Annotated in this window: 25 protein-coding genes; 19 read left to right on the top strand and 6 right to left on the bottom strand. The window is 76.4% G+C overall.

The annotated features are described in order from the left end of the window. The first annotated feature begins 59 nt into the window (after positions 1 to 59). Together BLS67_RS01130 and BLS67_RS01125 are read left to right on the top strand one after the other, a co-directional pair. Positions 60 to 1,538: a leucyl aminopeptidase family protein gene (locus BLS67_RS01130; RefSeq protein WP_242653695.1), complete on the top strand. Its 1,479-nt coding sequence runs from the start codon at positions 60 to 62 to the stop codon at positions 1,536 to 1,538. After that, positions 1,535 to 2,983, top strand: a complete 1,449-nt coding sequence (locus BLS67_RS01125) for a hypothetical protein (protein WP_091238140.1) — start codon at positions 1,535 to 1,537, stop codon at positions 2,981 to 2,983. The genes BLS67_RS01130 and BLS67_RS01125 overlap by 4 nt, the downstream gene beginning before the upstream one ends. On the opposite strand, the gene BLS67_RS01120 is transcribed toward BLS67_RS01125, so the two are convergent. Then, entirely contained in the window at positions 2,980 to 4,437 is a 1,458-nt protein-coding gene (locus tag BLS67_RS01120; protein ID WP_091239162.1) for a phytoene desaturase family protein, read from the bottom strand. The two genes, BLS67_RS01125 and BLS67_RS01120, sit on opposite strands and share 4 nt — an antisense overlap. A 33-nt stretch (positions 4,438 to 4,470) precedes the next feature. Between BLS67_RS01120 and BLS67_RS01115 the strand changes: the two genes are divergently transcribed. Both BLS67_RS01115 and BLS67_RS01110 read left to right on the top strand, forming a co-directional pair. Further along, entirely contained in the window at positions 4,471 to 5,217 is a 747-nt protein-coding gene (locus tag BLS67_RS01115) for an alpha/beta fold hydrolase (protein WP_091238137.1), read from the top strand. Beyond that, entirely contained in the window at positions 5,214 to 6,191 is a 978-nt protein-coding gene (locus BLS67_RS01110) for an App1 family protein (RefSeq protein WP_091238134.1), read from the top strand. The genes BLS67_RS01115 and BLS67_RS01110 overlap by 4 nt, the downstream gene beginning before the upstream one ends. Here BLS67_RS01110 and BLS67_RS01105 read toward each other — a convergent pair. Beyond that, positions 6,160 to 7,146, bottom strand: coding sequence for an MsnO8 family LLM class oxidoreductase (locus BLS67_RS01105; RefSeq protein ID WP_091238131.1), 987 nt, complete (start codon positions 7,144 to 7,146; stop codon positions 6,160 to 6,162). The genes BLS67_RS01110 and BLS67_RS01105 overlap by 32 nt on opposite strands. Before the next feature lie 52 nt (positions 7,147 to 7,198). Between BLS67_RS01105 and BLS67_RS24885 the strand changes: the two genes are divergently transcribed. The 3 genes from BLS67_RS24885 to BLS67_RS01090 are packed head-to-tail and all read left to right on the top strand — an operon-like array spanning position 7,199 to position 8,333. After that, complete coding sequence (locus BLS67_RS24885) at positions 7,199 to 7,480, top strand: SH3-like domain-containing protein (protein WP_091238127.1); 282 nt, start codon at positions 7,199 to 7,201, stop codon at positions 7,478 to 7,480. Beyond that, positions 7,477 to 7,746, top strand: coding sequence for an SH3-like domain-containing protein (locus BLS67_RS24880; RefSeq protein WP_341350139.1), 270 nt, complete (start codon positions 7,477 to 7,479; stop codon positions 7,744 to 7,746). The genes BLS67_RS24885 and BLS67_RS24880 overlap by 4 nt, the downstream gene beginning before the upstream one ends. Further along, entirely contained in the window at positions 7,743 to 8,333 is a 591-nt protein-coding gene (locus tag BLS67_RS01090; RefSeq protein ID WP_091238124.1) for a nitrile hydratase subunit alpha, read from the top strand. The genes BLS67_RS24880 and BLS67_RS01090 overlap by 4 nt, the downstream gene beginning before the upstream one ends. Here the strand turns inward: BLS67_RS01090 and glgA are convergent. After that, the gene (gene glgA, locus BLS67_RS01085; RefSeq protein ID WP_091238120.1) at positions 8,330 to 9,502 is read right to left on the bottom strand and encodes a glycogen synthase; all 1,173 of its coding nucleotides are present in this window, start codon (positions 9,500 to 9,502) and stop codon (positions 8,330 to 8,332) included. The genes BLS67_RS01090 and glgA overlap by 4 nt on opposite strands. 52 nt (positions 9,503 to 9,554) lie before the next feature. Next, the gene (locus tag BLS67_RS01080; RefSeq protein ID WP_091238117.1) at positions 9,555 to 10,103 is read right to left on the bottom strand and encodes a hypothetical protein; all 549 of its coding nucleotides are present in this window, start codon (positions 10,101 to 10,103) and stop codon (positions 9,555 to 9,557) included. 56 nt (positions 10,104 to 10,159) lie between these two features. Here BLS67_RS01080 and glgC point away from each other — a divergent pair, with 56 nt between their 5' ends. Beyond that, positions 10,160 to 11,383, top strand: a complete 1,224-nt coding sequence (gene glgC, locus BLS67_RS01075; protein ID WP_091238113.1) for a glucose-1-phosphate adenylyltransferase — start codon at positions 10,160 to 10,162, stop codon at positions 11,381 to 11,383. After that, a complete protein-coding gene (locus BLS67_RS01070; RefSeq protein WP_091238109.1) occupies positions 11,380 to 11,880 on the top strand; it encodes a 2'-5' RNA ligase family protein in 501 nt (166 codons plus the stop codon). The genes glgC and BLS67_RS01070 overlap by 4 nt, the downstream gene beginning before the upstream one ends. Here the strand turns inward: BLS67_RS01070 and BLS67_RS01065 are convergent. Beyond that, complete coding sequence (locus BLS67_RS01065) at positions 11,877 to 12,551, bottom strand: O-methyltransferase (protein ID WP_091238105.1); 675 nt, start codon at positions 12,549 to 12,551, stop codon at positions 11,877 to 11,879. The two genes, BLS67_RS01070 and BLS67_RS01065, sit on opposite strands and share 4 nt — an antisense overlap. A gap of 138 nt (positions 12,552 to 12,689) precedes the next feature. Here BLS67_RS01065 and sigE point away from each other — a divergent pair, with 138 nt between their 5' ends. The 5 genes from sigE (at position 12,690) to BLS67_RS01040 (ending at position 16,345) form a co-directional block, all read left to right on the top strand. Further along, positions 12,690 to 13,268 carry an RNA polymerase sigma factor SigE gene (sigE, locus tag BLS67_RS01060; protein ID WP_242653693.1) on the top strand — a complete coding sequence of 193 codons (579 nt, stop codon included), beginning with the start codon at positions 12,690 to 12,692 and terminating at the stop codon, positions 13,266 to 13,268. Continuing rightward, entirely contained in the window at positions 13,265 to 13,831 is a 567-nt protein-coding gene (locus BLS67_RS01055) for an anti-sigma factor family protein (protein WP_091238101.1), read from the top strand. The genes sigE and BLS67_RS01055 overlap by 4 nt, the downstream gene beginning before the upstream one ends. A 182-nt stretch (positions 13,832 to 14,013) precedes the next feature. Beyond that, positions 14,014 to 15,381, top strand: a complete 1,368-nt coding sequence (locus tag BLS67_RS01050; RefSeq protein ID WP_242653691.1) for a S1C family serine protease — start codon at positions 14,014 to 14,016, stop codon at positions 15,379 to 15,381. A 54-nt stretch (positions 15,382 to 15,435) separates the two neighbouring features. After that, positions 15,436 to 15,828: a twin-arginine translocase TatA/TatE family subunit gene (locus BLS67_RS01045; protein ID WP_242653689.1), complete on the top strand. Its 393-nt coding sequence runs from the start codon at positions 15,436 to 15,438 to the stop codon at positions 15,826 to 15,828. A gap of 46 nt (positions 15,829 to 15,874) precedes the next feature. After that, the gene (locus tag BLS67_RS01040) at positions 15,875 to 16,345 is read left to right on the top strand and encodes an Rv0361 family membrane protein (RefSeq protein WP_131801653.1); all 471 of its coding nucleotides are present in this window, start codon (positions 15,875 to 15,877) and stop codon (positions 16,343 to 16,345) included. Positions 16,346 to 16,381: 36 nt separating this feature from the next. Here BLS67_RS01040 and BLS67_RS01035 read toward each other — a convergent pair whose 3' ends face one another. After that, complete coding sequence (locus BLS67_RS01035) at positions 16,382 to 17,533, bottom strand: Mrp/NBP35 family ATP-binding protein (protein ID WP_091238089.1); 1,152 nt, start codon at positions 17,531 to 17,533, stop codon at positions 16,382 to 16,384. Positions 17,534 to 17,633: 100 nt separating this feature from the next. Between BLS67_RS01035 and BLS67_RS01030 the strand changes: the two genes are divergently transcribed. From BLS67_RS01030 to BLS67_RS01010, 5 genes are read left to right on the top strand one after another with little or no spacing between them, the layout of a single operon-like run. After that, positions 17,634 to 18,317 (top strand): AzlC family ABC transporter permease, encoded by a 684-nt coding sequence (locus tag BLS67_RS01030; RefSeq protein ID WP_242653687.1) that lies wholly within the window; start codon positions 17,634 to 17,636, stop codon positions 18,315 to 18,317. Further along, positions 18,314 to 18,631, top strand: coding sequence for an AzlD domain-containing protein (locus tag BLS67_RS01025; RefSeq protein ID WP_091239150.1), 318 nt, complete (start codon positions 18,314 to 18,316; stop codon positions 18,629 to 18,631). The genes BLS67_RS01030 and BLS67_RS01025 overlap by 4 nt, the downstream gene beginning before the upstream one ends. Beyond that, the gene (locus tag BLS67_RS01020; RefSeq protein WP_207500156.1) at positions 18,628 to 18,939 is read left to right on the top strand and encodes a CHY zinc finger protein; all 312 of its coding nucleotides are present in this window, start codon (positions 18,628 to 18,630) and stop codon (positions 18,937 to 18,939) included. The genes BLS67_RS01025 and BLS67_RS01020 overlap by 4 nt, the downstream gene beginning before the upstream one ends. Positions 18,940 to 18,957: 18 nt before the next feature. Further along, complete coding sequence (locus BLS67_RS01015) at positions 18,958 to 20,370, top strand: aminotransferase class I/II-fold pyridoxal phosphate-dependent enzyme (protein ID WP_091238086.1); 1,413 nt, start codon at positions 18,958 to 18,960, stop codon at positions 20,368 to 20,370. Continuing rightward, complete coding sequence (locus tag BLS67_RS01010; RefSeq protein WP_207500155.1) at positions 20,367 to 20,885, top strand: hypothetical protein; 519 nt, start codon at positions 20,367 to 20,369, stop codon at positions 20,883 to 20,885. The genes BLS67_RS01015 and BLS67_RS01010 overlap by 4 nt, the downstream gene beginning before the upstream one ends. Positions 20,886 to 20,888: the final 3 nt, after the last annotated feature.

Raw genomic sequence — 20,888 nt, 5'->3', positions numbered from 1 at the left:
CACGCCGGTGACCGGGGCCGCTGCCGCTCCCGGGGGGTCCTCGGCCCCCCCAGCCCCGGGTGAAGCTGGCCACCGCGCTCCCGGAGCTCACCGAGCACGACGTCCTCGCGGTGCCGGTCGGTGCCCGGGGCGCCCTCCCGGGCTGGTTGGGGGCGGCCGACCTGGACCCGGAGTGGATCGCCGGTGCGCTCGCCGACACCGGCAACGGCGGCAAGCCCGGCGGCATCACCAACCTGCCGGTCCCCGGCCGGCGTCCGCGGTCCCTCGTCGCGGTGGGGGTCGGCGACGCGACCCCGGCCCACGTCCGCAGCTACGTCGCGATCGCCGTGCGGCGCGCGCAGACGCTGGCCGAGCACGGAGCGACCCGGTTGGTGCTGCCGCTGCCCGCCGGTGCCGGCCCCGAGCTGGTCCGGGTCGCCGCCGAGGCGGCGCTGCTGGCCGGTCACCGCTTCCGGCAGAGCTCCTCCCCGCACCCGCCGCGGCTGCAGCGGGTGGCGCTGGTGGTGCCCGGTGCCGGACCGGCCGCCGTCGACGCCCTGCACCGCGGGCTGGTCACCGCGGCCGCCGTCACCTGGGCCCGTGACCTCGTGGCCACCCCGCCGGACACCGCCGACCCGGCCTGGCTGGCCGAGGCCGCCCGGGCCCGCCTGGCCGAGCACGAGCGGGTCACCACGACCGTCCTGGGGCCCCGGCAGCTGCGCGCCGGCGGCTTCGGCGGGCTGCTCGCGGTCGGCGGGGGCTCGGACAGCCCGCCGCGGCTGGTGGTCGCCGAGCACACCCCGGCCGACGCGGGAGGTCGGCACGTGGTGCTCGTCGGCAAGGGCATCACCTTCGACACCGGCGGCATCTCGATCAAGCCCACCACCGGCATGCGGCACATGCACACCGACATGGCCGGGGCCGCCGCCGTCCTGGCCGTGGTCGACGCGGTGGCCCGGCTGGGCCTGCCGGTGCGGGTGACCGCCCTCGCGCCGCTGGCCGAGAACGCGGTCTCGGGGTCGGCCTACCGGCCCGGAGACGTGCTGACCCACGTCGGCGGTCGCACCACGGAGGTCCGCAACACCGACGCCGAGGGCCGGCTGGTGCTCGCCGACGCCCTCGCCCACGCCCGGCTCGCACTCGGCGCGGACGTGCTGGTCGACGTCGCCACCCTCACCGGGGCGGCCCGCACCGCGCTGGGCGCCCGCACCGGGGCCCTCTACGCCACCGACGACGACCTCGCCGCCGGGCTGCTCGCCGCAGGCGGGGCGGCCGGCGAGGCGTGGTGGCGCATGCCGCTGGCCGAGGAGCACGTGGCCCACCTGCGCGCCCAGCTGGACAGCCCGGTCGCCGACGCCACCAACGCCCCGGGCAACCCGGGGGCCACCACCGCGGCGCTGTTCCTGCAGCCCTTCGCGGGCAGCCTGCCGTGGGCGCACCTGGACATCGCGGGACCCGCGCGCGCCGCCGCCGACCACGGCGAGACGGTCAAGGGCGGCACGGGCTTCGCCGTCCGGACCCTGCTCCGCTGGCTGGAGTCGGGCATGCTCGCCCGGTGACCGAGCAGCAGCACGGCGTCGTCTTCCCCGCCGGACCCGACGGGCGCCGCAGCACCGCTGCGGTCGGCCGCACCGTGGTGGCCGACGCGCTCCGGGAGGTGGACCCGACCGGTGCGCGGGCCGCGGAGCGGGAGACGAACTGGCGCTCGGGCTACCTGCCGCACGTCCGGCGGACCACCGAGGTCGGTCTGGGGTCCCGCACGGCCGCGCGGCAGGTCGCCGCCGCCGGCCTGGAGTCGGTGCACCGGCAGCTGCGCGTGGTGGTCGACGGCGCCGAGGTCGGGTTGGACGTGCTGCGGCACGCCGCGCCGGCCGGCGCCCTGGGCACGGAGACGGTGACCGGCACGGCCGAGCCCGAGCGGGAGCTCACCCTGCCCTTCCGCGGCCGGCGGCTGCGCGGGGCCGAGCTGTCGGCCCAGCTCGCCGACTGGGTGGACCGGGGCGTCGTGGAGCCCAGCTGCGCCACCGCCGTCGAGACCGTCGCCGCGCACCCCGAGTGGCTGGCGCTGCCCGGCCGCACCGTCGCCGTGCTCGGCGCCGGCGCCGAGATGGGCCCGCTCACCGCGCTGCTGCGCTGGGGCGCCACGGTGGCCGCGGTCGACCTGCCCCGGCCGCCGCTGTGGGACCGCGTGCTCGACACCGCCCGGCGTGGCGCGGGCACCGTGCTGGTGCCCACCCGCGACGGCGCCCGCGGGGCCGACCTGATCGGCGAGGTGCCGGCGGTCGCCGACTGGCTCGGCGGTCTGGACGGCGTCCCCGTGCTGGGCAACTACGTCTACGCCGACGGCGCGGTCAACGTCCGGGTGTCCGCGGCGGTCGACGTCCTGACGCTCCGGCTGCAGGGCCAGCGGCCCGACCTGGAGATGGCGTTCCTGGCGACCCCGACCGACGTGTTCGTCGTGCCCGAGGAGGCGGTGGCGGCCTCGGTGGCCGCCTACGCCGGCCGGGGGCGCGCGGCGAAGCTGCTGGGCCGTCCGCTGCGCACGGTGTCCGGCGGTCGGCTGCTGCAGCGGGCGTACCCGCGCGACGCCGACGGGCCGGGCATCGCCGACAGCCTGGTGCCGCAGCAGGGGCCCAACTACGCGCTGGCCAAGCGGCTGCAGCGCTGGCGGGCGACCACGGCCCGCGCGGCCGGGACGACGGTCTCGATGAACGTGGCACCTCCCACCCGCACCCGGTCGGTGCTGAAGAACCGGGCGCTGGCCGCGGCCTACGCCGGTGCCCACCGGTTCGGCGTCGAGGTCTTCGACCCGGCGACGTCCAACGTGCTCATGGCGGCGTTGCTGGTGCACGACCTGCACACCGGCGGCGGGCCGGACCAGGACGAGCCCTGGCAGGACGAGGCGCACGCCGCCGCGCACGGCGGGCTGTGGCGGACCCCCTACGCACCACGCAGCGCGCTGGGCCTGGCGGCCGTGCTCGGCGTGGGGGCCGCGCGCAGCTAGGCCGGGCCGACGAGCCCCGCCACGATCTCCGCGCTGAGGGCCACCAGGGGCAGCCCGCCGCCGGGGTGGGCGCTGCCGCCGACCAGGTGCAGCCCCGGGAGCGGGGAGGCGTTCGCCGGGCGGAGGAAGGCCGCGCGGGCGCCGTTGGACGACGTCCCGTAGATCGAACCGCCCACGCTGCCGGTCGCCCGCGCCAGGTCGGCCGGGGTGCGGACCTCGCGCCAGCGGACCCGGTCGCGGACGTCGAGTCCGCGGCGGGCCAGGACGGCGAGCACCCGGTCGGCGTAGGCGTCGGCCAGGCCGGGCGCGTCCCAGTCCACCCCGCGCCCGGGTTCGTGCCGCGGGGCGTTGACCAGCACGAACCAGGACTCGCCGTCGTCCGGTCGGGTGGCCGGGTCGTCGGGCGCGCTGATGTACACCGTCGGGTCCGCCAGCGGCCGGGGGTCGGTGAACAGGCCGTCGAACTCGGCGTCGTAGTCGTCGGGGAACAGCACGGTGTGGTGGGCGAGGTCCGGCGTGCGGCCGCGCAGCGCCAGCAGCAGCACGAACCCCGAGGAGGACGGCGTCGCCCGGGCCAGCGTCGCCCGGGCGCGGCGCACCGGGGCGTCGCGGGGGAGGAGCCGGTCGTAGAGGGCGGTGGCGTCGGCGTTGACGACCACCACGTCGGCGGGGACCCGCTCGCCGTCGGCCAGCTGCACGCCCGTCGTCCGACCGCCCTCGACGAGCACCCGGGTCACCGGGGTCGACGTGCGGATCTCCGCCCCCCGCTCGACCGCCCGGTCGGCGACGGCGAGGGCCAGCCGCCGCAGCCCGCCGCGGACGTACCAGGAGCCGAAGGCCTGCTCCACCCAGGGCACGGTGGCCAGGGCGGCCGGGGCCCGGCGGGGGTCGGAGCCGGAGTAGGTGGCGTACCGGTCCAGCAGCATGCGCAGGTGCGGGTCGGTCAGGTACGCAGCGCCCATCCCGCGCAGCGACGACCACGGGGCGACGGTGCGGACGTCGTCCACCGACCGGGCCAGCCGGGCCAGCGTGCGGGCGCCCTGCAGCGGGGACCGCAGGAAGGGCTGCTCGGTGACCCGCCAGATCTCGGCCGCCCGGTCCAGGAGGGCCGACCACTCCGGGCCCAGGGCGGCCCGCACGCCGTCCAGGTGCCCGGGCACCGACAAGCCGGTGCCGTCGGCGAAGCGGTAGTCGACCGCCGGGTCGAGCCGCACGAAGTCCAGGACGTCGTCCAGCGGCGCCCCGGTGGCGGCGAACAGGTCGCGGAAGACCTGGGGGAGGGTGACCAGGGAGGGCCCGGTGTCGAAGCCGTGCCCGTCGCGGGCGAACCAGCCCAGCTTCCCGCCGACCTCCGGCGCCTGCTCGAGCACGGTGACCGCGTGCCCGGCGGTCGCCAGCCGGGCCGCGGCAGCCAGTCCGCCGAGCCCGGCCCCCACCACCACGACGCGCGCCATGCCGCCCACGGTAGGAGGACATACGGTGCGCAGGTGCCGGACGACGTGTGGACCCCCGTCGACCTGGGCCGGCGTCGGACCGTGCGCATGCACCACCGGGAGTCCGGCAGCGGCGGTCGGCCGCTGGTACTGGTGCACGGGCTGGGCATGTCGGGCCGGTCCATGGTGCCGGCACTGCGCATCCTCGGCCGCGGTCGGCGCACGCTCGCGCCCGACCTGCCCGGGTACGGCCGCACCCGTGGTCGTGGACGCACCCTGGGTGTCCCCGGGCTGGCCGTCGCGCTCACCCGGTGGATGGACGCCGTCGGGCTCGACGAGGTCGACCTGGTGGGGCACTCGCTCGGCGCCCAGGTGGCCGCCGCCGCGGTGCTGGCCCGCCCCGACCGGGTGCGGCACCTGGTGCTCGTCGGGCCCACCCGCGACCCCAGCGCGCCGACCTGGGTGGCCCAGGCCTGGCGGTTGCTGCTCGACGCCCCCCGCGAGCGGCCCGGGTTGCTGCTCGTCGCCGTCGTCGACTACCTGCGGGCCGGGCCGTTGACGATGGTGGCGGTGCTCCGGCACGCGCTGCGCCGACCCGAGGAACGGGCGATGGGCGACGTCGACGTCCCCGCCCTGGTGCTGCGCGGCAGCCGCGACCCGGTCGCCGGGCAGCAGTGGTGCGAGGACCTCGCCGGCGTGCTGCCGCAGGGCCGCCTGCAGGTGCTGCCCGGTGCGGCGCACGGCCTGAACTTCTCCAGCCCCGAGGCGTTCGCCGTGGCCGTCGAGGAGTTCTGCCGGTGAGCCGCGCGATCACGGTGGCCTACCGGTTCGAGACCGGTCTGCGCGACCTCGGCTCCCGGGTCGCGCGGGCCTTCGGCTGGCTGCCGGTGGCCATCGCCTACCCCGGCTACGGCAGCGGCGGGCGGGTCCGCGTGCTCGGGCGGGTGCTGCTGGCCCCGGCCGGCACGCACCCGGAGTCCCGGCTGCGGATCCCCGGGTGGCAGCGCTTCCTCACCCTGGAGGCACCGCGCACCGGCGTGGACGTCGAGGTGGCCGGGGTGCGGCAGCGCCTCACCAGCGACGAGGACGGCCTGGTGGACGCCGTCCTCGAGGTCGACCGCCCCCTGGAGGGTCGGCCCAGCGTGCCCGTGCACCTGCGGACCGGACGGCGGACGGCGTCCGCGCCGGCGCACCTGGCCTCGACCGACGCGCACCGCGGCGTGGTCTGCGACATCGACGACACCCTGCTGGTCACCGACATCGCCCACCCGCTGCGGGCGGCCTACCGCACCTTCGTGCAGCGCAGCCGCAACCGGCGCGCGGTGCCCGGCATGGCCGACCTGCTGCGCGAGATCACCGCGGGTCAGGAGCACGTGCCGGTGCTCTACCTGTCCAACGGGCCGTGGAACCTGATCGGCCCGCTGGCCGCGTTCCTCGAGCGCAACGGCTTCCCGCCCGGTGCGCTGCTGCTCACCGACTGGGGTCTGCAGCCCGACCGCTGGTTCCGCGACGGCCAGGCCCACAAGCGCAGCTCGCTGCTGCGGCTGGCGCAGGACATGCCGGGCGTGGACTGGACGCTGGTCGGCGACACCGGCGAGCACGACCCGGCGCTGTACGAGGAGTTCGCGCGGGCGCACCCCGACCGGGTCGCCGAGATCCTGCTGCGCGACGTGGCCGTGGGCGGACCGGTCGTCGACCGGCTGGGCGGCATCCCCGTGCTGCGGGCCCCCGACGGCGCCGGGCTCAGCCGGGCACGGGCGACGCTGCGCCGCTGAACAGCTCGGCCAGCGCGGCGTCGGACTCGGCCAGCGCGCCCCGGTCGTGGGTGCTGGACGAGGCGACCAGCTCGGCCGCGCCGGTCCGCGCGAGCAGCCCGCCCAGCTCGTCGGCCACCTGCGCCGGCGTGCCGGTGACCGCCGAGGACTGCTCGACGTAGCGCCGCTGGGTCGCCGTCATCCCGCGGATCGAGTCCACCGGCTGCAGGGGCGGGAACGTGCCCGTCGTCCGGGCCTGCGCCATCGCCCACGCCTCGGGCAGCGCCAGCTCCGCGGCGGCCGCCGCGGTGTCGGCCACCAGCACGTCCAGCGACACGGCCACCCAGGGCTGCGCCTGCGCGGCCGAGGGCACGAAGGCCTGCCGGTAGCGGTCCAGGGCGTCGGGGTCGCGCAGCACCGGCCCGCCGACGACGACCGGCAGCCCGAGCCGGGCCGCGACGTCCAGCCCCTGGCCGGTGGCCAGCACGAACAGCGGCACCGGTGCAGCCGGCCGGGGGTGCGCGGTGATCTCGGCGGCTCCCTCGAGGTGCGCCCGCAGCTCGGCGACGTCGGCGGCGAAGTCGGTGCCGGCGTCGGGGTCGCGCTGGCGCAGCGCCCGGCGCACCGGCGCGGTGAACCCGGGGGAGCGGCCCACCCCGAGGTCGACCCGGCCCGGCGCGACCGCGGCCAGGGTGGCGAACTGCTCGGCCACCACCAGCGGCTGATGGTGCGGCAGCATGACGCCGGCCGAGCCCAGCCGGATGCGGGACGTCGCCCCGGCGAGGACGGCGAGCAGCACCGCCGGGGCCGAGCCGGCGACCCCGGGCACGCCGTGGTGCTCGGCGACCCAGAACCGGTCGTAGCCCAGCGCCTCGGCGCGCTGCGCCCGCTGCACGGTGTGCCCGATCGCGTCGGCGTCGGTGCTGCCCACCCGGGTGCGGGTGCGGTCGAGCAGGGAGAGTCCGACGACGTCCATGCCGGGTGCAACAACGGCCGGCCGCCCTGGCGTCCCGTGGTAGGACGGTCCGGTGAGCCGGATCAACGACGTCGGTGGCATGGCCGGGTTCCCCGCGATCGTCGAGGAGCCCGACGAGCCGCGCTTCCACGAGGACTGGGAGGCGCACGTCTTCGCCCTCAACGGAGCGCTGATCAAGCGCGGCATCTACAACCTGGACGAGTTCCGCGACGCCCAGGAGCGGCTGCCGGTGGCGCAGTTCCTGGGCTCCTCCTACTACGAGCGCTGGTTCGCCGCGATCACCACGCTGCTGGCCGAGAAGGGCGTGGCCACGCCCGAGGAGCTGGCGCCGTGACCGCGTTCGCGCCCGGTGACCGGGTCCGCACCCGCACCGTCGACCCGGTCGGGCACACCCGGCTGCCCCGCTACGCCCGCGGCGCCTGGGGCACCGTCGTGCAGGTCGCGGGCTCGCACCCGCTGGCCGACGACCGGGCGCGGGGCCTGGAGGTGCAGCCGCAGCCGGTCTACCACGTGCGGTTCACCGCGGCGGACCTCTTCGGCACGGGCGACCACACGGTCACCGTCGAGCTGTGGCACGACCACCTGGAGGTTCCGGCATGAGCGACGACCACGGCAGCTCGCCGATCTCGGCCCGGGTCCGGCACGTCGAGGCGCTGCTGGAGTCCCGGGGCCTGCTGTCCGACGGCGAGATCGACACCCGCATCGACGAGTTCGCCGCCGGCGGCACCCCGGCCAACGGCGCCCGCGTCGTCGCCCGGGCCTGGGTGGACCCCGGCTTCCGCGACCGGCTGCTGGCCGACGCGAACGCCGCGCTCCCCGAGGTCGGGCTGTCCATGGCCGGCGGGCTGCAGGAGCAGCGGCTCAAGGTCGTCGCCAACGGGCCCGACGAGCACCACGTGCTGGTCTGCACGCTGTGCAGCTGCTACCCGATCGCGCTGCTGGGGCCCTCGCCGAGCTGGTACAAGTCCGAGGCCTACCGCTCACGCGTCGTCCGGGACCCGCGGTCGGTGCTCGCCGAGTTCGGGGTCGCCCTGCCCGCCGCCACCCGGATCGCCGTCTGGGACGCCTCCGCGGAGTCCCGCTACATGGTGCTGCCGCGGCGTCCCGAGGGCACCGCCGACCTCGACGAGGACGGCCTGGCGGCCCTCGTGACGCGCAAGGGGTTGATCGGGACGGCGCTGGTCTAGCCGCGGGCGGCCAGCACGCGCTGGTAGACGGCGACGGTCTGCTCGGCGATGGCCGGCCAGCCGAACTCGGCGAGCACCCGGTCGCGGCCGGCGGCACCCATGCCGGCGGCGCGGTCGGGGTCGGCCAGCAGCTCGGACATCCGGGCCGCCAGCCCCGCGGCGAACGCGGCCGGGTCGGCCTCGTCGTAGGGCACCAGCAGACCGGTGCGGCCGTCGGCGACGACCTCGGGGATGCCGCCCACGGCCGAGGCGACGACGGCGGTGCCGCACGCGGCGGCCTCGAGGTTGACGATGCCCAGGGGCTCGTACACCGACGGGACGACGAACACCGTGGCGCCGGTGATCAGCGGCACGAGCTTCTCGCGCGGCAGCATCTCCTCGATCCAGACCACCCCGGTGCGGCGGCGCTGCAGCTCGACCACGGCCTCGGCGACCTGCTGGCGCTCGGCGGGGGTGTCGGCGGCGCCGGCGCAGAGCACCAGGCCGGCCTCGGGGGGCAGCTGCTCGGCGGCGGCCAGCAGGTGCACCAGGCCCTTTTGCCGGGTGATGCGGCCGACGAACAGCGCGTACGGCCGGTCGGGGTCGACGCCCACCGAGCGCACGACGTCGTCGTCGTGGATCGGCCGGTACGCCTGCGCGTCGACGCCGTTGCCGACGACCAGCACCTTCGCCGGGTCCAGCTCGGGATAGGCGTCGAGGACGTCGGTGCGCATGCCGTTGCTGACCGCGACCACGGCGTCGGCGGCGAGGTAGGCGGTGCGCTCGACCCAGCTCGACAGCCGGTAGCCGCCGCCGAGCTGCTCGGCCTTCCACGGCCGGCGCGGCTCGAGGGAGTGCGCGGTCACCACGTGGGGGACGCCGTGCACCAGGGAGGCCAGCTGGCCGGCGTGGTTGGCGTACCAGGTGTGGGAGTGCACGAGGTCGACGCCGGCCAGCGCCGCGGCGATCTCGACGTCCACGCCGACGGCCTGCAGCGCACCGTTGGCCTCGGCCAGCCCGGCGGGGACGGCGTGCGCGGTGGCGTCGTCGCGCGGCCCGCCGAAGCAGTGCACGTCGAGCTCGGGCCCGTCGTCGAGGCCGCGCAGGGCGGCGACCAGGTGCTCGACGTGCACGCCGGCCCCTCCGTAGACGTCCGGCGGCCATTCCCTGGTGACGACTCCCACGCGCATGGAGCAGAACCTAGTGGGCCGGGTCACGGCCAGGGCGGGGGTGGCCGCGGATTCAGTCCTGCGGGTCGTCGCAGTCGAAGTCGCCGCGGACGCTGGGGACCGGGGCGCCCAGGGACTCGAGCGCGGCGTGCACCCGGTGCCCGGCGCAGCACTCGGGGAACGGTGGCTCCACCAGGGTGGCGAAGGGGTCCGGGGTCGGGTGCTCGACGGCGAGGTCGGGGCCGCCGTCCCAGTGGTCGCAGTGCTCGCCCGGGTAGCCGACCAGGTCGGTGCTGCCGCGGCGCAGGGCGACGACGAGGCCCTCGGGGCAGGGGGTGCCGGTCCAGCGGCCGACGCTCTCGAGGAGGTCGCCGTAGAGGGCGGTCCACTCGGCGAGATGCTCGCCGACCGGGGTCAGCGTGCGGGCCCGGCCGTCGACGACGACGTCCACCCCGGACAGCCCCAGGGCGTCGCCGGCCCGCTGCAGGCGGAACACGACCAGCGCCTCGGGATGCCCGACGGCGGCCCGCAGGTCGGCCAGGCACCGGGCCACGGCGAGGTCGGCGGCCCGGCGGGCCGCCTCGATCGCGGCGCTGCGGGGGAGGGCACGACTGAGCTTCACCGGGACAGCATGGCACCGGCTGCGCGCTGAACGGGTCCAGCCGTTATCTTCACCACATGCGTGCTGGTCCGCGGGTCCTCGGCATCGTCCTCGCAGGTGGAGAGGGCAAGCGTCTCTCACCGCTGACCCAGGACCGGGCCAAGCCCGCGGTCCCCTTCGGCGGCAACTACCGGTTGATCGACTTCGTGCTGTCCAACCTGGTGAACGCCGAGATCCGGCAGATCGCGGTGCTCACCCAGTACAAGAGCCACTCCCTCGACCGGCACATCACCACCACGTGGCGGATGAGCAGCCTGCTGGGCAACTACGTCACCCCGGTGCCGGCGCAGCAGCGCCTGGGCCCGCGGTGGTTCACCGGCAGCGCCGACGCGATCTTCCAGTCGCTGAACCTGATCCACGACGCCCGGCCCGAGATCGTCGTCGTCTTCGGGGCCGACCACGTCTACCGCATGGACCCCTCGCAGATGATCGACCAGCACCTGCAGACCGGTGCCGGCGTGACCGTGGCCGGGCTGCGCGTGCCGCGGCACGAGGCCACCGAGTTCGGCGTCATCGACGCCACCGCCGAGGGCAAGGTCAAGAGCTTCCTCGAGAAGCCGGCCGACCCGCCCGGCCTGCCCGACTCGCCCGAGGAGAGCTTCGCCTCCATGGGCAACTACGTGTTCACCACCGAGGCCCTGCTCGAGGCGCTGCGGGCCGACGCCGAGGACGACTCGTCGGTGCACGACATGGGCGGCTCGATCATGCCGATGCTGGCCGACAAGGGCGAGGCCTGGGTCTACGACTTCTCCACCAACGTCGTCCCCGGCGCCACCGAGCGCGACCACGGCTACTGGCGCGACGTGGGGACGATGGACAGCTACTACGACGCGCACATGGACCTGCGCTCGGTCTCGCCGGTGTTCAACCTCTACAACGACCGCTGGCCGATCTACACGCTGCCCCCGCAGCTGCCGCCGGCCAAGTTCGTGCTCGGCGGCCGCGCCGAGGACTCGATGGTCAGCGCCGGGGTGATCATCGCCGGCGGATCGGTGCGCGGCTCGGTGGTCAGCCCCGGGGTGCGGGTCGACGGCTCCAGCAGCGTCGAGGACAGCGTGCTGATGGACGGCGTGCACATCGGCGAGGGCGCCGTCGTCCGGCGGGCGATCCTGGACAAGAACGTCGTCGTCCCGCCGTTCGCCCGCATCGGCGTCGACCACGAGGCCGACCGGTCCCGCTACCACGTGAGCGCCGGCGGTGTGACCGTGCTCGGCAAGGGCGCCCGCGCCATCGTGGATTGACCCAGCCCCTGGTCGTCACGCTGCTGCTGGCCGACGGGGCCCAGCAGCGGTTCGACGCGTTGCGCGACCGGCACTTCCCGGCCGACCGCAACCACCTGCAGGCGCACGTCACGCTGTTCCACGCCGTGCCCGGCGAGCACCTCGCCGCCGTCCGCGACGACCTGGGGACGGCGGCCGACCGGCCGGGCTTCGAGGTGGAGGTGTCCGGGGTGCGGTCCCTGGGCGGGGGAGTGGCGTTCGACCTGCACTCGGACGACGTCACCGACCTGCGGACGGCGCTGGCCCGGGCCTGGGCACCGTGGCTGACCCGGCAGGACGCGCAGTGGAAGCACCCGCACGTCACCGTGCAGAACAAGGTCGCACCCGCCGCGGCGCGGGCCCTGCACGCCGACCTCGCCGCCGGGTTCACCCCGTACGCGGTGCCGTCGGTCGGCCTGGGTCTGTGGCGCTACGAGGGCGGCCCGTGGAGCCCGGTCGCCCGGTACGCCTTCGGCTAGCTGCGCTTGGTGGCCACGAGCAGGCCGGCGCCGACCGGGATGACCGCGCGGACGAGCTCCTCGTCGTCCTTCACGGCGCGCACCAGCTCGCGCCAGGCCACGGTCTGCGGGTCGCGCTGGGACCGGTCGCCCACGGCCGAGGCGCTGATGCCGTGCAGCACCAGCGAGCCGCCGGCCCGGACGAGGCCGAGGAGGGCGGGCAGCTGCTTGCTGTACTCGGCCGGCGGGCCGGCGCAGCAGACCAGGTCGTAGGCGCCCGGGGACAACCGCGGCAGGACCTCGCCGACGGTGCCGAAGATCAGCCGGGTGCGGCCGCTGGGCAGCCCGGCGTCGGTGAAGGTGCGGCGGGCCGCGCGCAGCTCGGTGGGGTCGGCGTCCAGCGCGGTGAGCACGCCGTCGGACCGCATGCCCTGCAGCAGCCACAGGCCGGCCACGCCGCCACCACCGCCGATGGTCACCACCGAGCGGGCCCCCACCCCGGCGGCGAGCACGGCGAGGGTGGCGCCGACGGCCGGTTCGACCGGGGCCACCGTGCCCAGGGCGCCGACGGCGGCCGTGGCACGGTGCCGGGCCTGGGCCAGCTCGGGTGACTCGGCGGCGAAGGTGTCCGCGTACGCCGCGGCGTCGGGGGTCTGGCCCTCCGGGGGCGGCGGTCCGGCGGCGCTGGTCACCCGGCGAGGGTAGTGGCCCACCCCGGGGGGAGCGCACCGGGAACACCGGAGGGTCCCCCACCCGTTGGGGTGGGTGTGCGCCTCACGCGTCCCTCCTCCGACCCTGCTGGTTCCGTGGCCGTCTGCGATCCTGGTCCCGTGACCGAGCCTCCCGTGGCCCACGCCGCCGCCACCGACGTCTGGGTGGCCCCCACCTGGGAGCAGGTCGTCCGCGACCACTCCGCCCGGGTCTACCGGCTGGCCTACCGGCTCTCGGGCAACGCGCACGACGCCGAGGACCTCACCCAGGAGACCTTCGTCCGGGTGTTCCGCTCGCTGGCCTCGTTCTCCCCGGGCACGTTCGAGGGCTGGCTGCACCGCATCACCACGAACCTGTTCCTGGACATGGTCCGCCGCCGGCAGCGGATCCGCTTCGACGCGCTGCCCGAGGACACCGAGCGGCTGCCCGGCAGCGCGCCCAGCCCCGAGCAGGTCTACACCGACACCCACCTCGACCCCCAGGTGCAGGCCGCGCTCGACGCGCTGTCGCCCGAGTTCCGGGTCGCGGTCGTGCTCTGCGACATCGAGGGCCTGACCTACGAGGAGATCGCGGCCACGCTGGGCATCAAGCTCGGCACGGTCCGCAGCCGCATCCACCGCGGCCGCGTGCAGCTGCGCGAGGCCCTCGCCCACCTCGCGCCCGGCCGCCGCCCGGTGCTCGAGGAGGGTCCGCGGTGAACATCCCGGTGAGCCACCTGGCCCAGGAGGCGATCGCCGCGCTGGTCGACGGCGAGCTCTCCGGCGCCGCGGCCGGCCGCGCCGCCCGGCACCTGACCGGCTGCCTGCAGTGCCGGCTGGCCGTCGAGGCCCAGCGCGAGGCCAAGGAGGCACTGCACACCACCCACGACGTCGCCGTGCCCGGTGACCTCCTGAGCCGGTTGCAGGCCATCCCGTTCACCGCCGACGTCTCCGCCTCCGGGGGCTTCGGCGGCTCGGGCACCCTGCTCGCCTCGCCCGACCGCGTCCTCGGCGGTGGGTTCTCCGCGCCGTTGGCCCCCCAGCAGACCCCCGACCGCCCGGGCCAGGCCCGCTGGCTGCGCCGCGGCATGGCCGCCGGGCTCGCCGGCATCGGCGTCGGGGTCGTCGCCCTCGCCGTGAGCCTGCCGACCGGCGGGCAGGCCGGCCCCGTGGCCCGTCCCGACACCGGCAGCACGGTCACGTCCGGTGAGCGCACCGCCGTCGTCCCGCCCGTCGTCCGCACCCTGACGGTCGGCACCCCGCTCACCGGCGGCACACCCTGAGCGAGCGCCCCCCAGCACGGCCGGAGGACGCCGGGTACGCACGGCCCGCCGGGACCGACGGCTCCTTCGACCAGGAGCCCAGCACCCTCCCCGCGCACCGGCCGGTCCCACCGCCGCCCGAGCAGCAGGCGGCGTTCGGCCGCCCCGCCGACGTCCAGGGCTCCTTCGGCGCCGACCGTCCCGTGGCCCGGCCCCGGCCGGCGACGGCGCCGCCGCCCGAGGCCGTCCTGCGCGCGTTCGCGCCCCGGGACGGGCAGCGCGGGCTGGGCCTGCCCCCCGAGGGGCGGCCCGGCCCCCGCCGGACGTCGTCCGGGCCGTGGTGGAAGGCCGACGCCGCGTCCGACCCCTGGCGCGACCCGCACGCCCCGGCCGCCCTGGGCCGCCCGGCCGAGTACGTCGAGGAGACCCCGCAGGACGACGGCCCGCTGGTCGTCGACGCGAAGGGCCGGCGCCGGCTGCGGCTGGGCGACATCAGCCTGCCGGTGGCCGTGGTCGCCGTCCTCTCGCTGCTGTTCGTCGCCGCGCTGGGCGGCACGCTGAGCTGGTACCTGGGTCGCACCGCCGGCGAGGCACCGCTGCTGAGCCCGGGTACCCAGCTGTCCGAGGTGTCGCCGGGCATCAGCGAGGCACCGGGGTCGGTGGCCAGCATCGCCCAGCAGGTGGGTCCGGCGGTCGTGTCGATCGAGGTCCGGGTGGGCGACTCGGGGGCGACCGGATCCGGCGTCGTCGTGGATGCCGAGAACGGCTACATCATCACCAACAACCACGTCGTCTCCGGTGCCGCCGACGTCGACGGCGCCGAGATCCGCGCCGTGTTCTCCGACGGCAGCGGCTCGGCCGCCCGCATCGTCGGCCGTGACCCGGCCAGCGACGTCGCCGTCATCAAGGTCGAGAAGCCCGGTCTGGTCGCCGCGTCGCTGGCCACCCCGGGTTCTGTCGTCGTCGGCGACCCGGTCGTGGCCATCGGCTCGCCGCTGGGGCTGGCGGGCACCGTCACCAGCGGCATCGTCAGCGCGCTGGACCGGCCGGTGCGGTTGTCCGGCGAGGGCAGCGACACCAACGCGGTGATCAGCGCGATCCAGACCGACGCCCCGATCAACCCCGGCAACTCCGGGGGCGCGCTCGTCGACGGCACCGGCGCCGTCATCGGCATCAACACCGCCATCGCCTCGCTGGGCGGCACCGGCACCGGCGGCGGGTCGATCGGCCTGGGGTTCGCCATCCCGATCGACAAGGCCCGGGACATCGCCGAGCAGCTCATCAGCACCGGCACCGCGGTGCACGCCTCGCTCGGTGTGCAGGCGCGGACCGTCACCGACAGCGTGCGGGACGGCGCCCTGGTGGTCAACGTCGAGCCGGGCAGCCCGGCCGAGGCGGCGGGCATCGAGGAGCAGGACACCATCATCGCCGTCGACGGCCAGCCCGTGGGGTCGTCGGAGGAGCTGCAGGTCGCCGTCGACAGCAAGGCCCCCGGTGACACCGTGACCGTCGAGGTCGTGCGGGGCGGCGGATCCTCCTTCGAGGTCCAGGCCACGCTCACGACTGCCTGAGGTCCTACCCAGGCGGGCTGCCTACAGTGATCCGGGACCGGCCGGCGAGAAGGGATGTGCGCAGTGTTCGACTCGATCGGCTGGGGCGAGATCCTCGTGCTCGGGTTGGCGGCGCTGTTCATCTTCGGCCCCGAGCGGCTGCCCACCCTGGCCAAGGACGCCGCCCAGGGCATCAAGAAGGTGCGGGAGTTCGTCACCGGCGCGCGCGGGCAGCTGCAGGACAGCCTGGGTGACGACTTCGAGCAGCTGCGCGACCTGGACCTGCGCAAGTACCACCCGAAGACGTTCATCCGCGACCAGCTGATGGGCGACGACGACCCGCCGGTGATCCGGGGCACCGGGCCGGCCGGGGCCACCGCAGCGGTCGCCGGGGCAGCAGCGGTCGCCCGCCGACCCGGTCCGCGGGACCGGTCCCGACCCGCGCCCTACGACACCGACGCCACCTGAGCCCGTGGCCCGCGCTGGCGGGCCTTCCGGCTGGCACACTGCGCCGGTGTCGTCCCCGGGCCAGCCCTACCCCTACCCGTCGGCTCCGCAGGTCGGGCCGCCGCTGCGTCGTCGGCGTCGCTCGCGCTGGCTGACCGTGGGCCTGCCGGTCGGGCTGGTCGTGCTGGTCCTCGTCGGGGCCGGCGGGTGGTGGCTGGTCAGCGCGGTCTCCGGCGCGCTCGGGCCGGTGAGCGAGAGCGCACACCGCTATGCCGATGCGTTGGTGGCGGGTAGGTGGGCCGATGCGCAGGGCCAGCTCTGCTCCGCGGACCGCGTCCAGGTGACGCCCGAGCAGCTGGCGGCGCACTACGGGTCGCCGCAGCTCACCGACGTGCAGGTCATCGGCGTGAGCGTGGAGAGCTCGAACGGCGAGCAGACCGGCTCGGTGCAGCTGGTCCTCACGACCGCCGACGGCCTGGACACCGAGACCACCCTGTGGATGGCGCGGGAGGACGGCGGCTGGCGGCCCTGCCCCTGAGAGTGCCCCGGGGCACTCTCAGGGGCAGGGCGCCGGTCAGCGACGGACGGGGGTGAGCCCCAGCGACATGCCCGACAGCCCGCGGGAGCGGACGGCCAGGCCTTCGGCGATCTTCTCCAGCGCCTGCGCCGCGGGGGCGTCGGGCTGGGCGAGCACGATCGGGGCGCCGGCGTCGCCGGCCTCGCGCAGCCGGGTGTCCAGCGGGATCTGACCCAGCAGCGGCACGCGGGCACCGAGGGTCTTGGTCAGCGCGTCGGAGACCGCCTGGCCGCCGCCGGAGCCGAACAGCTCCATGCGGGAGCCGTCGGGCAGCTCGAGCCAGGACATGTTCTCGACCACGCCGACCACCTGCTGGTGGGTCTGGGTGGCGATCGCCCCGGCGCGCTCGGCCACCTCGGCCGCCGCCTGCTGCGGGGTGGTGACGACCAGGATCTCGGCGTTGGGCACCAGCTGGGCCACCGAGATCGCGACGTCGCCGGTGCCCGGCGGGAGGTCCATGAGCAGGACGTCCAGGTCGCCCCACCAGACGTCGGCGAGGAACTGCTGCAGCGCGCGGTGCAGCATCGGCCCACGCCAGACGACCGGGGTGTTGCCCGGGGTGAACATGCCGATCGAGATGACCTTCACGCCGTAGCTCTGCGGCGGCATGATCATGTTGTCGACCTGGGTGGGCTTGTCGTCGACACCCAGCATGCGGGGCACCGAGTGCCCGTAGATGTCGGCGTCGACCACGCCGACGGAGAGCCCGCGCTTGGCCAGCGAGGCGGCCAGGTTCACCGTCACGCTGGACTTGCCCACCCCGCCCTTGCCCGAGGCGACCGCGTAGACGCGGGTCAGCGAGCCGGGCTGGGCGAAGGGGATGACGGCCTCGGGGGCGTCGGTGCCGCGGACGGTCTTGCGCAGCTCGGCCCGCTGCTCGTCGTTCATCACGTCCAAGCCGACCTTGACCCCGGTCACCCCCGCGACCTGGCCCACGGCCTCGGTCACCCGGCTGGTGATGGTCTCGCGCATCGGGCAGCCGGAGACGGTCAGGTAGACGTCGACCTCGACCAGGCCGTCGGCGCCGATCCGGACGTCCTTGATCATGCCGAGCTCGGGGAGCGGACGGTTGATCTCGGGGTCCTGGACGGTGGCCAGGGCGGCGTTGATCGCGTCGGCGGCCGGGGTGCCGGTCAGCGTGTCGGTCATGCGGTGGTGTGTCTCCTCGCATCGGTGGGGCCCTTGCGGGGCCGCTGCCACTGTACGGCGGCCGTGGGGAGCGGGAGCCCGCCTCCTAGAGTCCGCCACCGTGACCAGCGACGGCGCCCGGCGGGCCACGATCCGCGACGCCCTGGGCCTGGGCGTGGCCGTCGGTCTCTACGGCGCCGCGTTCGGGGCCGCCGCGGTGGCCGCGGGCCTGGACGCCTGGCAGGCCTGCGCCCTGTCCCTGCTCATGTTCACCGGTGCCTCCCAGTTCGCGCTGGTGGGCGTGCTCGGGGCCGGGGGAGGCGTGCTGGCCGCGGTGGGCAGCGCGGTGCTGCTGGGCACCCGCAACACCATCTACGGCGTGCGGCTGGTGCCGCTGCTCCGACCGCGGGGCGGCCTGCGCCGGCTCGGGACGGCGCAGCTGGTGATCGACGAGTCCACCGCGCTGGCCCTGGCCGCCCCGGACCCGGCGAACGCCCGGCTGGCCTTCACCCTCGGGGGCGGCGCCATCTTCCTGGGCTGGAACGTCACCACGCTGCTGGGCGCGCTGGGGGCCGACGCGCTCACCGGGGCGTCACTGGCCGCGCTGGACGCCGTCGTCCCGGCCGCCTTCCTGGCGCTGCTGTGGCCCCGGCTGCAGAAGGCCTGGGCCGAGCCCGCGGCGCAGCGGCGGGTGGCCCTGGGTGGCGCGGCGATCGCGCTGGCGCTCACCCCGTTCGTGCCGGCGGGCGTGCAGGTGATCACCGCGGTCGTCGCGGTGGCCCTCGCCGGGCGGTGGCGGCGGTGAGCGGGCTGTGGGTGGCGGTGCTGCTCGGGTCGGCGGGCTGCTACCTGCTGAAGCTGGCCGGGCTGAGCGTTCCGGCGGCCTGGGTGGAGCACCCGGTGGTGGCCCGGGTGGTCGACTTCGTGCCGGCGGCGCTGCTGGCCGCGCTGGTCGCCGTCCAGGCGGCGACCTCGGGGTCGCAGCTGGTGGTCGACGGCCGGCTGGCCGGGCTCGCGGTGGCCGCGCTCGCCCTGGCGCTGCGCGCGCCGTTCGTCGTCGTCCTCCTGCTGGCGGGGCTCACCGGGGCCGGCGTGCACTGGCTAGGGTCGCTGACGTGACGACGGTGGCCGGTCGGCTCGTGGACGCGCAGAGCCGGTGCGAGCACTACGCCACCGACCTGGACGTCGTGGCCATCCGCTTCGCCTGCTGCGAGCCCTTCTACGGCTGCCACCTGTGCCACGCCGAGTGCGCCGACCACGACGCCGTCGTCTGGCCGGCCGAGGACCGGTCGGTGCGCGCGGTGCTGTGCGGGGTGTGCCGACGGACCCTGTCCATCGCCGAGTACGTCGTCGCCGACGGGTGCCCGCACTGCGCGGCGTCGTTCAACCCCGGCTGCCGGCTGCACCAACACCTCTACTTCGGCTGATCGACGAGGCTGACCGGCGTGCCCACCGACCCGAGGGGCCTGCGCGGCGACGCGCCGCTGCTGGATGCCTGGCTGCGGTTCCAGGAGCAGGCGCCGACCCCGTTCACCATCCCCGGGCACAAGCAGCGGCACGACCTGGTCGGCGATGTGGTCGCCGGTGACGTCCCGCTGTACGCCGGGCTGGACACGATGAAGGTGACCGCCGGCGTGCTGGTCGACGCCGAGGCCCGCGCCGCCCGGCTGTGGGGCGCCGACGTCTGCCGGTTCTCCACCGGCGGGGCCACCCACGCCAACCAGGCGGTGGCCCTGGCCGTCGGACGCCCCGGTGACGAGGTGGTGGTCAGCCGCACGCTGCACCGGTCGCTGCTGGTCGGGCTGGTGCTGGCCGGGTTGACGCCGGTGTGGGTCCGCCCCGAGGTCGACCCGGTCACGGGGCTGCCGCTGGGGGTGCTGCCCACGACCGTGGCCCGCGCCCTGGCCGAGCACCCGCGCGCCCGCGCGGTGTTCGTCGGCGACCCCTCCTACACCGGCGGGGTGGGCGACGTCGCCGGGCTGGCCGCGGCCGCCCACGACCACGACGTGCCCCTGGTGGTCGACGGGGCGTGGGCCGCCCACTTCGGCTTCCACCCCGACCTGCCCCGGCACGCCCTGCAGCTGGGCGCCGACGTCCTGGTGACCAGCGCGCACAAGACGCTGCCGGCCTGGAGCCAGGCGGCCCTGGTGCTGGCCCGCACGCGGCGGGTGGACCCGGCCCGGCTGGACGCCGGGGTCGAGGCCACCGCCACCACCAGCCCGGCCGGCGCGATCCTGGCGAGCACCGACGCCGCCCGGGCGCTGCTGGCCCGGGACGGCGAGGTGCTGCTGGGCGCCGCGCTCGACGCCGTCCGCCGGGCACGGGCGCGGTTGGCCGACGTCCCCGGACTGGTCCTGGGCGACGGCGACCCGCTCGTGCTCACCCTGCTGCTGCCCGGCACGGGCGCCGACGGCCGCGCCGTCGAGCAGGACCTGCTGGCCGCGGGCATCCCGGTCGAGGCCGCCGAGCGCGACCTGGTCAAGGCCGTGGTGACCCTGGCCGACGACGACACCACCCTGACCGCGTTCACCGCGGCGGTCGTCGCCGCGGTGCGCCGGCACCGCGGCACCCCGCGCCCGGTCGTGGGGGCGGCGGTCTACGGGGTGGTCCCGGTGCCGGCGCTGTCGCCGCGCGAGGCGTTCTTCGCCGACCGGGACACCGTGCCGGTGGGCGAGGCGGTGGGCCGGGTCTGCGCCGAGCTGGTGGCGCCCTACCCGCCGGGCATCCCGGTGCTGGCGCCCGGCGACGAGATCACGTCGGACGCGCTGGCCGCCCTGGCGGCGGCCGCCGACGCCGGCGTGCGGATCGCCTACGCGGCCGACCCGACGCTGGCCACCCTGCAGGCGGTGCGCCGGTGACCGGCCTGCCGCAGCGGTGGGGCGTGACCGACGCCGAGGCCGCGGCGACCTACGGCTGCGACGAGCTGCGACCGGGGGCCCCCGGCCGCTGGTTGCGCGGGGTGGACGTCGCTGCGCCGGTCGACGTCGCGTTCCGGTGGCTGTGCCAGCTGCGGGCCGCCCCCTACAGCTACGACCTGGTCGACAACCTGGGCCGGCGCAGCCCGCGCTCGCTCACCCCGGGCCTGGACGAGCTGGCCGTCGGGCAGCCGGTGGCCACCGTGTTCCGGCTGCACTCCTTCGTGCCCGGCCGGGAGCTCACCCTGGTGCTGCCGCCCGGGCCGGTGGCCCGGGCCAGCGGGGACATGGTGGTCAGCTACGCCGCGCTGCCCGGTGCGCGCGTCGGCACCAGCCGGTTGGTGGCCGTCCTGCGGGTGCAGCCGCTGCCCCGACCGGTCGCCGCCGCCCTGTGCTGGGGCGACCTGGTGATGATGCGGCGGCAGCTGCAGAACCTGGCCGGGCTGGCCGGCGGCTGACCG

Source organism: Klenkia soli (assembly GCF_900103975.1).
Lineage (GTDB): Bacteria > Actinomycetota > Actinomycetes > Mycobacteriales > Geodermatophilaceae > Klenkia > Klenkia soli.
This window is presented reverse-complemented; position numbering and strand designations above follow the sequence as displayed.